The following is a 13,751-nucleotide window of genomic DNA, read 5'->3' as shown; positions in this document are numbered from 1 at the left end:
TAATTACAAGCTTATAGTAATAGACTGGATTATGAAATAAAAATTTTTAGAACCATTGGCCTATTCTAAGAATCCAAAAATGTTAATATGCTAATAAAGCGCTTACATAATGTCACTGAATTATCATATTTTGTACTGGAGGGAATGACATGGAACCGAACCCGGATTACAATCGAATTTCGACGAGTCCCCACTTCAAACGATTGATGCACAAGAAAAAACGATTTTTATTTCCGATGACCTTGTTCTTCCTTGTGTTCTACTTCCTGCTTCCGGTGCTGACCTCGTACACTGATGTCTTGAACGAGCCAGCCATTGGACCAATCAGCTGGGCTTGGGTGTTCGCTTTTGCCCAGTTCATCATGACGTGGACGTTATGTATCATTTACTCGCGCAAATCTGTTCAGTTCGACCAGGATATAGAGCAAATCAAGCAAGAAGCTGCTGGGAGGAAAAAAGCATGAATACAACCGCCTTCTTTCTCTTTCTCGCCATTGTAGCCATTACGCTGATCATCACTTATTTCGCTTCCAAACGGACCAACAGCACCAATGAATTTTATACAGGCGGCGGTGGTCTAACCGGCTGGCAGAACGGCCTTGCGATCGCGGGAGATTACATGTCCGCGGCCTCTTTTCTAGGGATTGCCGGTTCCATTGCGCTGGTAGGCTTTGACGGGTTCTTCTACAGCATTGGCTTTCTTGTCGCTTACCTCGTGGTACTCTATCTCATTGCCGAACCTCTTAGAAACTTAGGTAAATACACAATGGCCGACATGATTGCCGCCCGCTTCAATGACAAGAAAATCCGCGGGGTTGCCGCTCTTAATACGATTACGATCTCCACCTTCTATATGATTGCACAGCTGGTTGGGGCGGGCAGCTTGATACGCCTGCTTCTTGGGCTGGACGCTATGACCTCCATCGTGATTGTAGGCGTTCTGATGACCGTGTATGTCGTCTTCGGCGGCATGACGGCGACGAGCTGGGTGCAGATTACGAAGGCGGTCCTGCTCATGGGCGGTACATTCATCATCTCCCTGATCGTATTTGCGAAGTTCAATTTCTCCCTGACGGAGATGTTCAATCATTTGAAGACGGCAACTCCTCTGGGTGAAGCCTTCCTTAATCCTGGTAACAAATATAAGGTTCCGCTTGATACCCTGAGCCTCAATCTGGCGCTGGTGCTTGGAACCGCGGGTCTGCCGCATATTCTGATCCGGTTCTTCACGGTCAAAGATGCTCCAACCGCCCGCAGTTCGGTCGTCTATGCCACCTGGATTATCGGCATTTTCTATATTATGACCGTATTCCTGGGATTCGGAGCCGCTGCCTTCGTAGGAGCTGATGCGATTACAGCTCAGGACAAGGGAGGCAACCTGGCAGCTCCGCTGCTCGCCAAGGCACTGGGCGGCGATTTTCTGTTCGCGTTCATTTCCGCCGTCGCCTTCGCCACCATACTTGCGGTAGTTACGGGTCTTGTGTTGTCGGCCGCATCCGCATTCGCGCACGATTTCTATGGCCATATCATCAAGAAAGGCAATGCCTCCGAGAAGCAGCAGCTTAAGGCTGCCCGCTGGGCATCCGTCGGAGTATCCCTGCTGTCGATCATTCTTGCCCTGTTCGCGATGAAGCTGAATGTGGCCTTCCTGGTCTCGCTTGCCTTCGCGGTTGCAGCTAGTGCCAATCTGCCTGTGCTGGTCTTTACGATCTTCTGGCGCAGATTCAATACAGCCGGTGCCATCAGCGGGATGCTGACCGGTCTGATCAGCGCCCTTCTTCTTGTGGCTGTCAGCCCTAGTGTGTGGGACCCAGCGGGAAAAGCCATTTTCACAGGAGAAGCCTTGTTCCCGCTTGCCAATCCAGGTATCGTATCGATTCCCCTTGGGTTCATCGGCGCTATTGTAGGCACGTATCTATCGTCCAAGACCGATGCTAAGAAATATACCGAGGTTATGGTCAAGGCTAATACCGGTCTATAAGCAATGAACGAGCTTAAATTCTGACTCTCAAGCCAAGCGCACCCCCTAACCTTACAAGGAAAGTCCTAAGAGGCTCTCCAAGTAACTATAGAGGGTGCGCTATATTTTTTAATTCCGAGTTGGTTAATGTCTATGCATTCTTGAAGCCCATAACCTCCACCCCGTTAGTACGGCAGCAACGAGGCAAATACAAGCAGCAAGGATAAAGACAGTATGCATACCTGTTAAAAATATATCCGGCCGGCCCGGTATTAACCCGATTACCCTGCGTCCAGCCTGGCTGCTCATTACACTGAACAAAGTGGTAGTCGCTACGGTAATACCGACAACCATGCCAATGTTCCGGATTAATGAATTAATGCTTCCAGCCGCTCCGAGCTGGGTTCTAGGCACCTTGGACATGACCAGAGAATTATTTGGAGACTGAAATAACCCGTTGCCTACTCCCAGGAGTGCGGTCCACAGCCCTACCCAACCAATCGAACTTCCTTGATGAAGAGTAGCCATCCCGTACAAGGCGGTTACGTTGACTATGAGTCCAGCAAAGGTAAGCAGTTCAGAACCAATCTTGTCCGATAGCGCCCCACTCAAAGGAGCGACAATGACCATAGTGACTGGAAAGAGCATGAGAAGAAGGCCCGCGTGGGAAGGGGTCAACTGCAATATGCCCTGGGTATAGAACGGAGCTAGAATATTGAAGCAGAATACCGCTACGAACACAAGAAATCCGCACAGGATGCTAAGTGAGAACCAGGAATTGCGGAACAGAGACAGCTGCAAAAGTGGATTCTGGCTCCGCTTCTCAACCCACAGGAAGAGAAGGAAGGCTGCTACCGAAGCAGCAAGACTTGCGATAATCCATCCGTTACGATAGCCTGTCTGCTGACCCAGCAGGAGACCCGTGAACAGAAGCATTATAAAGCAAGCGAACAACAAGCTTCCCGGCAAGTCGATTCGCGTTCGGGATCTCACCAGATCATCCGGCAGTACCTTCCAGCCAAGACCTATTGCCGCAAGCCCAATCGGCAGGTTCACCCAGAAAATATACTCCCAGCCTAACGTAGAGACCAGGACGCCGCCGATACTCGGTCCGGCAATGCTTCCAAGCGATACGAAAGTGCCGATTAATCCGAGTGCGCGCCCTCGCTCATTTGCCGGGAAGATATCTGTTATGATCCCCATATTGTTCGCCATGGTCATTGAGGCACCTATGGCTTGTACCACTCTGGAAATGATCAAGAAGGTCAGGCTTGTACTGAAGCCGCACAACAAAGACCCGATCAGGAACACCACAGTGCCAATTTTGAATATCCGTATCTTGCCAGCATGGTCGCCGAGCTTCCCGAAGAATAGCACCGCCGCGCAGATCGCCATTAAGTAGCTGGTTGCCACCCACTCGGTCTGAGCTACGTCCAGAGAGAGCTTCGATGATATTTCCGGCAGGGCAATATTCACGATGCTTCCATCCAAGGTCGCCATGAAAGTAAATAAATTAACAGCGATAAGGATGAGCCATCTTCTTCGCTGGACCGCCTCATTCTCCTGATAGGTATGGGGAATTGCCTTCATGCTTACACCTCTATTCTTTAACTTGTAATTAATTGTGGAGTCAGCGGTATCTAGATCGCATATTATACTCCAATTTAGCTGATCTTGCATCAGGATCCGCTAACCACGAGTTCTGGAGACGGATGAATAATTGTGCGTGTCCCGCCTTTGGATTGATTAGATAAACATGGTATTATATAAGGCAATGAACTAAGGAGGAATCACCCGTTGAACAACACATCAGATAACCAGCTGCAAGAATCCAAGGAAGGCATGGGAAGCGTTGTCGTCTCTATTCTGTTCTTGATTATCGCTTTCATTCTCACATTATTTACGCTATTAATCTTTTACCGTAACTACACATCTCCCAACACAGAAGGAATCTGGATTCCCATGGGGATTACCTCAGCGGCCAGCCTTGCAGGTCTCTTCTTTGGACGGAATTCACTGAGAACCGGCGCTGCCCGTGGACTATCTCTGCTGAGCATCGGCGTCTGTACCCTTCTTCTCCTAATTGAAGCAGGTCTCGCTGTATATTTGCTAACTAAATAAGAATTCTCTGTAGCGGAGAATAACACAAAAAAAGATCTGAGTTCGGACAGGATTTGGTCCGATCTTCAGATCTTTTTGTGTTAAGCGATTATCCAGCGGGCTGATTACAAGGATGGAGACCGATAAATCCACAGATCCCCAATCGGAGTGTTAATCTTGTACCAATCGCCCCACTTTTGAACCGCATGTACTTCGGTCAGCGTAATTGTAGCTTTTGCTTCTCTTGCGGCTGGCTCAGAATACACCTCAGTCTCCACATCAAGAGTTAAGGTAAGATCCACATCCACAGGATCCCCTGTTGGGATCGTAGACTCTGCGGGTTCGCGTACGACCGCGTTCTTGTCATACAACCATTTCTCTCCCTTGCCCGTCTTCACCTTGTACCAATTGCCCGATTTGGCTGTGGTCGTTAACGTCTGCGGACGGACCGTACCTGCGGTTCCTGAAATAAAGTTGTTGGAATTAAACAGCTGCTTGAGTTCAGAAATCGTGATCTCTTTATGGAAAGCCTGAACAGCATGCTTGCTGTGATTCTTCTTCAGCCAGAGACGGTATCCCTCATCTGCTATCCATAAACCGATCTTTTTGTTACGCTTCCACTCCGAATCGAATACAGAGACCGAGAGATTGGTCTCTCCTTCCTTGATCCCAATCTCCGGTGTGAAGGCAGGACGGCCGAAGGTAGTAATGAACCAGTCGGTATATCCTCCTCCCGAAGGATTCGGCGAGGGCTTCACCTGAGAGTATCCGGTTATCGCTGAGAATGTGTTCGCAAGCTTCTTGTCACGTGCCAGATTGCTTGGTTTGGTATTGAAATTCCAGTATAAAATATGGCCTGCCGAATGATAGGAGACCGCGATCTCCGGATTAATCTGATAGGTGAATGTGACCATATTCTGATTCTCGCTGGTCTGCAGAGGCTTGGTGCCTTTATAGTTCATCCAGCGCGGAGCTTTGGCAGGAAATTTAATACCTGACCAGAGTGCCGGATACTGGCGGTTCGGGTCAATCCCTTGGGCATTCGCTTTCCACCGCTTGAAATTCCGGCTGCCCTCATTCATCTTGATCAGACTGGACCATACCAACCGAGGAAATGCGGAGAGCCCATACTGCTGAAGAGTTACACCGTCGGGATTAACCATCGGAACGAACCAGATGGTCGACTCGGACAGGATAGTCCGGACATCATACCCTTCAAATTTAGTACCACTAGCATAAGCTTTGGCATACTGTTCAACCATATACATGTTCAGCGTGCTTGTCAGCCATTCACGTGCATGATGAGAACCGTTAAAAAATACAGTCGACTCCCCATTCCCAAGACTTACTGCCCATTGCTCGCGTCCGTAGGGCGTCTTACCTATGGACTTGTAATGAATGATATCAGGATATTGGCTTGCAAGCTCCTTGATATCCTGGGTCATTCTATCATACGTATATGTTTCCTTCGGATTCACTATATTTGCGGCCGCAGATACCCCACTTGTATGTATAAGTGCGAAGCTAAGACACGCAGCACCCGCGATCAACCACTTTTTCATGTTGCTTCATTCCCTCACCCAGAACATTTTCACTCCTTTACTAAAATATCTCATTCTATTAACTATTGTCTAGTAAAAAAGACCCCCTATCAAACGATAGGAGGATCTTCAGGAAGTTTCGAATACATATCAATTATATCCTTCGCAGTTTGCTTAATGAGTTCATCCCCACCCGTACCATTTATTGCGGTATCAAGTCTGGCATAAATTATCATTAAAAGGCTTTTAGCATTTGATTCATCTAACCTTTTGATTTTTTCCCTTATTTTTCGATTTCTAACAAACAACCACCTCCCAGTAACAGCTCACTTTAATGCCCGTCTCCCTTTTTATTTGTTTCTAACTCACTTCATTAACAACTTCTCCGTCTTTTAACTTGAGGCAATGATGCCCGTAGGTCATTACAGAAGGATCATGTGTTGCTACAATAAAAGTGGTACCTTTCACGGCGTAATGCATAAATAAATCCATCACAATCCTGCTATTCTCTTCATCAAGAGCCGATGTCGGTTCATCCGCGAGAACCACGTTGGGATCACCAAGCAGTGCCCTGACAATTGCAATTCTCTGTCTCCCTCCGATGGACAGTTCACGTGGATACCGATGCTTGTTCTGTATTAAATTCATGCTCTCTAGCAGATGTGCTGCCTGCTCTAACTGTTCTTTATCTCGCGGAGAAATTACAAAGCATAGATTCTCCCAAATTGTCAGATAAGGAAATAGTACGGTCTGCTGGGTTACTAAGTGAACTTCGTTCTGTCTGAGTTCTGCCCATTGACGATTAGACCAGTTGGTCACATCATGACCTTCATATTTGATTGTTCCCTTGGTTGGTCTCTTAAGCCCAAACAGACAGTTTAATAAAGTGCTCTTTCCGCTTCCTGAAGAACCGCCTAATATGCTAATCGTACCCTTCGGGAAACACACAGTTACTTCCTTCAAAGCACTAGTTGTTTCATCCCGGCCTGAATACTCCAAGCTCAGTTGGTTAGTTTCATATGGAAATTCTATTTTCATTTAATACACCTCTAACTTCAATATTTCACTAAACATCAAATATTCTGACTATTTCTTTGCGACTAAGTTTCTTGGCTGAAATTAAGTACGAAGCCGCAATTAGTGTAATAGGAAGCGGCAGAGTCCATGGAAGGACTCCAATAACGGAACGATCTATAATTAATCCAACATCCATGAAAACAGGTGATAACACACCTAATAAGAGAGTATATCCAAGCAACCCAATTAACCATCCTAGCATTGCTGTAATGGACATCTCAAGTACAAATGAACCAACAATCCGTTGTACAGTCCACCCAAGGACATATTTTGTAGCAAACTCCGACAGTCGCTGAATGATATATACCATTGTTAAAAAGATCAAGGATATCGCCAGCAAAATCGCCGTCATTATGTTAAATGAGAATCCCATATATCTCAGATTTGTGAGTCCTTCTTCTTTATCTCTTGTTACCTCAGAATAGTCCTCCACTTCAACATTTAGTTCCGGCGATTCTCCAAACAGATCGTGAACCTGTCTATTAATCTCTTGAGAAGATGCGGTATCTGAATAGAGTAGGTAATATCCATTGTCTGCCGATGGTAAATCTTTTATTTTTGCTAAAGTTGAATATGGCATAAGTGCTACCTGTGCGTCAGTATCCAAGATCCCAACCACCTCCAAAGAACCCGGGACTGGACCGCGATTGTGCTCTGCCCCTATCTTATTCCCGACTTTAATATTCAAAGATTTAGCAACGATAGAACTGACCAATATTTCATTAGCAGCTTCCTTAGGAATTCTGCCAGATTGTAGACGCCAATCTTCTAACTCTAATGTTTTCTCGATATCCTCAGTGGACATTCCTAACACTCTTCTAGGCACTGAACCCGTTACGGAAGGAGTGTTCAAATTACTTGTCACAAACGGAATGATATGATAATCATAACCCTCTTTCTCTAAAATATTTCGGATCACACTTTGAGGCACATTCTCACCAATAGAATACAAAGCAACAAATGGCTTATTCCAAGCAATGCTTGCGTATCCGTCCTTGATAATGGATCGAATTAAGGTACCAACACTTGCGGAAATAATAATCGAAAGTACAACCACTAATACCAACGGGATGCTCCTGCCAGGATTCCGCCAGACATATCTGAGAGTGTTCAACATTCTGCACTTACCTTTCACCGTTATTTAGCAACTAGGGGCAGATACACATGTGACTGAATCGTATAGACATGAGATTTCTTCGCAATTAATATTATGTATTTATGTATGAATAATCCATATTTTCACTATATAAGATGTGTGTGTAAGTTACAGTCGAATCCTGCTGTATTTCTAAAATATTAATATGATCTATTTCACTTCCAGAGAGTTTGAAGGTCATGCGAGTGCTCGTTTATAAAAAAAGAACGAAGCCGCAGCTTCGTTCCCATGTACAACTGTCTCTAAATTCGTGTTACTTACCGCCCAGCGAATTAATATCAATAAATGGAGTAGCCCCGCCACTAACCTGTGGCATTTGACCATTCCACTTCTCAATGGCCTTCTCCTGAATTTCAATCTGCTTCAACTGAACCAGTTCAGGTGTAACTTCGAGCTTCTTCAGCTTCAAGGACTGTGCTTCCGCTTGAGCCTGGGCAATCTTCTGCTTGGCTTCAATCTCGATACGCTTAAGATCGTTCTCAGCTTTCAGCGCCTGCTGCTGAGCAACCTGCTTGGCTTCAATCGATTGATTGAACGCCTCGGAGAACTTAAAGTTAACGATGTTGATATCGTTCACGACCAGATCATATTTCGAGAGCCGCTTGGTCAGGTGCTCACTAACCTCTCCCGCAACCACATCCCGCTTCGCGATCAGGTCCTCAGCCGGATATCTTGCGGTAACTTCCTTCACAATCTCCTGGATTGCCGGATTAATAATGACCTGATCGAAATTGCCGCCGATATTGTTCATTAGATTATACACCGAGTCTTTGTTCACGGAATAGTTCACGGCAACATGAGTGGACACAGGCTGTAAGTCCTTGGAGGACGCGGTCGTATCCGTCTCCGCCTTGGTGACTTGAACGTTGACCTGAATAATCGTCTGTACGAATGGAATCTTCAGATGGATACCTGGTGATAATACGTTGTCGTTCAGCTTTCCAAATGTCTTGTACAATCCAACATGTCCATAGGTGACGGTAGCATACGAATTAAGTCCTACAATAATTGCGGCTACTGCGATAACAATGGCTGCCACTCCTGTTTTAAGATTGCCTGTTCTTTTCTTTGGTTCTGTACCTGAATTCACAGATATCCCCTCCACTGGTCTATAGGTCTCATTTCCGCTTCACACGAAAGCGTACTTACCGAATATTACGCAGAAGTCCAGCGAAGGTGGCAAAAAAGGGAAAAATTTTTATTTTCTGGACAGCCAGGCTCTGTCCTGATTCCAAAATACCTGCACCGGCATCTCGAAGAAATCGGTCAAGCTATTGCTCTCAAGCACTTCCTTAGTTGGTCCCGAAGCGACAACTTCGCCTCTTCGAATTAGGAGCGTCTTGCTAAAGATCGGAAGGATCTCCTCCGTGTGGTGAGTGACATACAAAAGATGCGGTGCATCCGGCTGCTTCGACAGCTCATCTATACTGTCCAGCAAGCTTTCCTTGGAGATGAAATCGAGCCCGTTCGCGGCTTCATCTAGGATTAAGAGCTTGGGCGACCCCATCAGGGCACGCGCAATGAGCAGCTTCTGCTTTTCCCCTTGTGAGCAGGTCTGATAGGTTCGATTCGTTAAGTGGGAGCATCTCAAATGCTCCATTAACTGCTTGGCCCTGGCATAATCCTCTTCGGTTGGTTTGTCATACAGACCTATGGACGCATATTTTCCGCTAACCACCAGATCTTCGGCTTTATCATTTCCATACAGCTTCTCCTGAAGTGATGAGCTGACCCACCCGATTGATCTTCGCAGCTCCCGGATATCTACCTCTCCAAACCTGTGGCCCAGCACCGAAATGTCGCCCTGAGTCGGCCAGATATAACCGTTCAGCATATTTAACAAGGTCGTTTTACCAGAACCATTTAGTCCTAGTAGAGCCCAATTTTCTCCCTTAGAGACCTTCCAATTGATGTCTTTAAGCACAGACTTTCCATCTCTTACCCAAGAGATATGGTTCATCTCGATAATATACTCCATCTCCTTAACCCTCCTGAATCCAATCTTCACTATTTCCAAACTAAACCTGCTGCAGGATGCTTGTCAACTAACGCGTTATTCACCATCCAGATAATGGCTGTGCCCGCCAGCCTCAATCCGTTAGAATTAAGATGTATCGGGAGCAAGACTTTCCAAGGGGAGATAGTATGATTACACACACACAATGGGGTCAAATTGCCGAGCTCGAACAGATCTGCAATGCTCATGACGGCATTCACTTGAAACTGAACTGGGATATGCTTAGAACCCGCCGGGAGGATCAGCATGATGATTATGTGGCTGTACGCAGCGGCAGAATTGTCGGATATCTCGGCTTGTATTGCTTCGGTCACAAAATCGAGGCTTGCGGGATGGTTCATCCGGATTATCGGCGCCAAGGTCTCTTCTCTTCCCTGCTGGGCCAAGCATTCACAAGAGAGAGAAGGGAGAGTGTGGAGGAGATTTTATTGAATGCGCCAGCCAACTCGCTATCTGCCAAAGGACTTCTGCAGTCGCTTGACGTCCAGTTTGCCTTTTCGGAATACCAAATGACCTGCTCTCGACAAAATGACAATTATAAAGTTCAGCCTTCCTCCTCAGCTGCTCTGCGGCCTGCTGTAAGCCTCGACCGGGCAGATTTGATCAAGCTGGACGAGCTTTGCTTCGACTATCCACAGCATGCGGCTGAGCAATATTATGAAGCGACCATAGATATACCCAATTCCGTTACTTATATCATCGAGGCAGACGGACGAACCGCAGGCAAGGTACGAGTTGTACATGAAGCTGAGGTAAGCTGGATATATGGATTAGCCATTTATCCAGAGTATCGCCGGCAGGGATTAGGTCGGGATACTCTTAAGCAGTTAATCCAGCAGGCAGCCATCTCCGGCCGCAGCCTGCGGCTGGAAGTAGCTCTGAACAATCCGGGAGCCATGAAATTGTACAAGTCTGTCGGCTTCCAAATTACCGAGGTACAGGACTATTACCGATTACTTGGATCATTCTCGTTCGATAATATGGCAACAAATACACATAATAAGGTACAATAAAGTCTAAATGAATTTTACCGAAGGATGGAGCATGTTATGTATATCGCAAATGATTGGAAAGATTATGAAGTCATTGATACCGGGAACGGTGAGAAGCTTGAGCGTTGGGGAGACGTGATTCTCCGCCGCCCTGATCCCCAGATCATCTGGCCGATCCAGCAGGAGAACACTGAGTGGCGGGATGTTCATGGCCATTATCACAGAAGCTCATCAGGCGGAGGCGAATGGGAGATGAAGAAAAAGCTCCCTGAACGCTGGACGATTTCATATGACAAATTGAAATTTCATATTAAACCAACGAGTTTTAAGCATACCGGATTATTCCCTGAGCAGGCTGCCAATTGGCGCTGGATGATGGACAAGATTGCTAATGCAGGACGTCCAATCAATGTATTGAATCTATTCGCCTACACAGGCGGAGCCACGGTCGCAGCGGCATCTGCCGGTGCTTCAGTTGTTCATGTGGATGCTGCCAAGGGCATGGTACAGTGGGGCAAAGAAAACCTTCAGCTGTCAGGACTTGGCGACCGCCCCGTCCGCTTCATCACTGACGATGTATTTAAGTTCGTTCAGCGTGAGCAGCGACGCGGCAGTAGATATGATGCGATTATTATGGACCCACCTTCTTACGGACGCGGACCTGGCGGTGAAATGTGGAAGTTAGAAACAAGTCTCTATCCCTTTGTGGAATCTTGTCTCTCCATCTTGTCGGACCGGCCGTTATTTATGCTGATCAATTCTTATACCACAGGAATATCTCCTACCGTTCTCACCAATATCCTCAACATGACGGTGAAGAAGAAATTTGGCGGCCGCATCTCTTCCGGTGAATTGGGACTGCCAATTACTCGTTCAGATCTCAATCTGCCTTGTGGAATATTGGGACGATGGGAGGAATAGCTCCCCATGTGTGCGAATCAGCATCCAAAGATTCCAATTTTGTTCGAAGATAATCACCTTCTGGGAATCATTAAGCCGGTAAATGTTCTCTCCCAGGAGGATGCCTCCGGCGATCCAGATCTCTTAACCCTGCTCAAGCACGATCTTAAGGAGCGTTACCAGAAGCCCGGCAATGTGTATCTGGGCCTTGTTCACCGGCTTGACCGGCCTGTCGGAGGGGCCATGATCTTCGCCAAGACTTCCAAGGCCGCTTCAAGGCTGTCCGAAGCTGTCCGAAGCCGTTCATTTAACAAGACCTATCTTGCGGTGGTTCACGGATCTCCAGGCGTCTCATCCGGACGGCTGGAAGATACTCTGCTCAAAGACGAACGAACGAACACAGTGCGTGTTGTTCCCCAGGGAACCAACGGGGGCAAGCATGCTATACTGGACTACAACGTGCTTGGTCAGTTAACAGATGGGCTCAGCCTCATTCAAGTTGAACTGTTGACAGGCAGATCTCACCAGATCCGTGTGCAGTTAAGTCACATGGGCTGTCCTCTGTATGGCGACCAGAAATACGGGGCCAAGCTTAACAAGCCGGGTCAACAGCTGGCTTTGTGGTCCGCTTATGTAGGCTTTCCACATCCGGTTACGAAGGAACCTGTCGCGTTGGTCTCCACACCTCCTGATGAGTTCCCGTGGAACCAATGGCCCAAATCCTTATATGATCAAGCAGCGAGATCGTTCTAGATATAGAATGATGGTCTTGTCCAATTGTGAGAAAAAAGAGCTTAAGCCGGTTGGCTTAAGCTCTTTCTTTGTTCAATACAGTCTCATTAGACGACGTAATCTTGCCTAGCAGGAAGATCAGCAGCTGTTGATTGTGGGAGGATATCTGATCAAGAACATTGCCCAGGAAGTCATTCCGGATCCGGAGCCCCCGGTTCGTCTCTTCTCTCCCCTTGTCGGTAATGGAAATCCACACAATTCTCCGATCTTCCAGATCTCTCTCTCTAGTGATTAATCCCGCCTTCTCCATACGATCCAGAAGCATCGTTACGGCAGCCGGCGTGGTTGCCAGATATGGGATCAGATCCGAAGGCTTCATCTTCTTGCGATCCTCCAGAAGCTCCAGCACTGAGAGCTGAGCTTCAGTGAGTGAAGGAGAAAGCTCCGACTCCATATGCATCTGATAGTTCTTGGATAACTTAGCCCACAAGCGGGCGAAATCCTGCGTGTACATTAAATCCCCCCGTTATCAACAGATCTCAAGTACGCTCATGTATTACTTCATCAGATAAACTTTCGCCGCCAATGCTCAATTTCCTTCCGCCCATCCCAATTTCCTCCAAAAATTTCCGGGTAGCGAGATAAATGAGAAGTATATGTAGAAGTTAAAAGACGAAGATAAAGTACAACATGAACTAAACAAGCTGACTCCGGTTGAATACCAGAACCAGCTTATAGTCTGAGTCTTTGTGATGTCTACTAGAAGGGTGACTAAACGGGAAAGCACTTGATAGTTTACTTGGATTTCTCCGGATAAAGCTCTCTGTTCAATTTATTCGTTTCTTCGTAAAACTTCTCTAGCAACGAATCACTACTTACCGATTTGGCTAACTTCGGATTTTCGAACTGAGCTATAAGCTTCCCCTTTCGCTCAAGTTCATTTAGAACCTTCTGAACAGCAGGGTCTTTTGATTCTTTTTGATCAGCGTAATAAGCATTTTCGAGGGCGTACAGGTCTTTATAACCTGCAAAGACTTCTTCAAATTCTTCAACGGCACTTGTTGGATTTAGTTCTGCTTCTAAATCAGCAGCTTTCGTTGCCAGCTCCTTCAACTTTTGCTCTTCTTCTGTAGATGCACCGGGCGCGTCAGCAATCTTCTTCTGTGCTTCATAGCTTTCAGCTGCAAATGAAACTTTCTCTCTCAGACTTGGGCTATTAGCGTCAGCCTGGCTAGTACGGATATTGGCCAACACCAAGCCTCCGACTACGACAGAA

14 protein-coding genes are annotated in these 13,751 nt (G+C 46.7%); 6 read left to right on the top strand and 8 right to left on the bottom strand.

Translation table 11 applies throughout. The features are described 5' to 3' along the window. Positions 1–149: 149 nt before the first annotated feature. Complete coding sequence (locus tag LDO05_RS08935; RefSeq protein WP_251378483.1) at positions 150–464, top strand: DUF485 domain-containing protein; 315 nt, start codon at positions 150–152, stop codon at positions 462–464. Further along, entirely contained in the window at positions 461–1,981 is a 1,521-nt protein-coding gene (locus tag LDO05_RS08930) for a solute symporter family protein (protein WP_251378482.1), read from the top strand. The genes LDO05_RS08935 and LDO05_RS08930 overlap by 4 nt, the downstream gene beginning before the upstream one ends. A gap of 123 nt (positions 1,982–2,104) precedes the next feature. Here the strand turns inward: LDO05_RS08930 and LDO05_RS08925 are convergent, their stop codons facing one another. Beyond that, positions 2,105–3,550, bottom strand: a complete 1,446-nt coding sequence (locus LDO05_RS08925) for an MFS transporter (RefSeq protein ID WP_251378481.1) — start codon at positions 3,548–3,550, stop codon at positions 2,105–2,107. Between the two features lie 207 nt (positions 3,551–3,757). On the opposite strand from LDO05_RS08925, the gene LDO05_RS08920 reads away from it, so the two are divergent. Next, entirely contained in the window at positions 3,758–4,081 is a 324-nt protein-coding gene (locus LDO05_RS08920) for a hypothetical protein (protein ID WP_251378480.1), read from the top strand. Between the two features lie 104 nt (positions 4,082–4,185). Here LDO05_RS08920 and LDO05_RS08915 read toward each other — a convergent pair whose 3' ends face one another. The 5 genes from LDO05_RS08915 to LDO05_RS08895 form a co-directional block, all read right to left on the bottom strand. Further along, entirely contained in the window at positions 4,186–5,622 is a 1,437-nt protein-coding gene (locus LDO05_RS08915) for a M14 family zinc carboxypeptidase (RefSeq protein ID WP_251378479.1), read from the bottom strand. Between the two features lie 339 nt (positions 5,623–5,961). Then, complete coding sequence (locus tag LDO05_RS08910; RefSeq protein WP_251378478.1) at positions 5,962–6,639, bottom strand: ATP-binding cassette domain-containing protein; 678 nt, start codon at positions 6,637–6,639, stop codon at positions 5,962–5,964. A 28-nt stretch (positions 6,640–6,667) separates the two neighbouring features. Then, the gene (locus LDO05_RS08905) at positions 6,668–7,735 is read right to left on the bottom strand and encodes an ABC transporter permease (RefSeq protein WP_346657644.1); all 1,068 of its coding nucleotides are present in this window, start codon (positions 7,733–7,735) and stop codon (positions 6,668–6,670) included. A gap of 352 nt (positions 7,736–8,087) precedes the next feature. Beyond that, positions 8,088–8,924, bottom strand: a complete 837-nt coding sequence (locus LDO05_RS08900) for a prohibitin family protein (protein ID WP_251378476.1) — start codon at positions 8,922–8,924, stop codon at positions 8,088–8,090. Positions 8,925–9,032: 108 nt separating this feature from the next. Beyond that, positions 9,033–9,812 (bottom strand): ABC transporter ATP-binding protein, encoded by a 780-nt coding sequence (locus LDO05_RS08895; protein ID WP_251378475.1) that lies wholly within the window; start codon positions 9,810–9,812, stop codon positions 9,033–9,035. 167 nt (positions 9,813–9,979) lie between these two features. On the opposite strand from LDO05_RS08895, the gene LDO05_RS08890 reads away from it, so the two are divergent. Genes LDO05_RS08890 through LDO05_RS08880 form a run of 3 tightly spaced genes read left to right on the top strand, consistent with a single transcriptional unit; the run spans position 9,980 to position 12,496 of the window. Further along, positions 9,980–10,864 (top strand): GNAT family N-acetyltransferase, encoded by an 885-nt coding sequence (locus LDO05_RS08890; RefSeq protein ID WP_251378474.1) that lies wholly within the window; start codon positions 9,980–9,982, stop codon positions 10,862–10,864. Positions 10,865–10,900: 36 nt separating this feature from the next. Continuing rightward, on the top strand, positions 10,901–11,764 hold the full coding sequence (locus tag LDO05_RS08885) for a class I SAM-dependent methyltransferase (protein ID WP_251378473.1): 864 nt from the start codon (positions 10,901–10,903) through the stop codon (positions 11,762–11,764). 6 nt (positions 11,765–11,770) lie between these two features. Further along, complete coding sequence (locus LDO05_RS08880; RefSeq protein ID WP_251378472.1) at positions 11,771–12,496, top strand: RluA family pseudouridine synthase; 726 nt, start codon at positions 11,771–11,773, stop codon at positions 12,494–12,496. 55 nt (positions 12,497–12,551) lie between these two features. Here LDO05_RS08880 and LDO05_RS08875 read toward each other — a convergent pair whose 3' ends face one another. After that, entirely contained in the window at positions 12,552–12,989 is a 438-nt protein-coding gene (locus LDO05_RS08875; RefSeq protein WP_251378471.1) for a MarR family winged helix-turn-helix transcriptional regulator, read from the bottom strand. A gap of 281 nt (positions 12,990–13,270) precedes the next feature. Beyond that, positions 13,271–13,726, bottom strand: coding sequence for a hypothetical protein (locus tag LDO05_RS08870; RefSeq protein ID WP_251378470.1), 456 nt, complete (start codon positions 13,724–13,726; stop codon positions 13,271–13,273). Positions 13,727–13,751 lie beyond the last annotated feature (25 nt).

Origin of the sequence: Paenibacillus sp. YPG26 (assembly GCF_023704175.1) — a bacterium.
Taxonomy (GTDB): domain Bacteria; phylum Bacillota; class Bacilli; order Paenibacillales; family Paenibacillaceae; genus Fontibacillus.
Note: the sequence above shows the minus strand (reverse complement) of the source record. Positions and strands in the feature narration are given on the sequence as shown.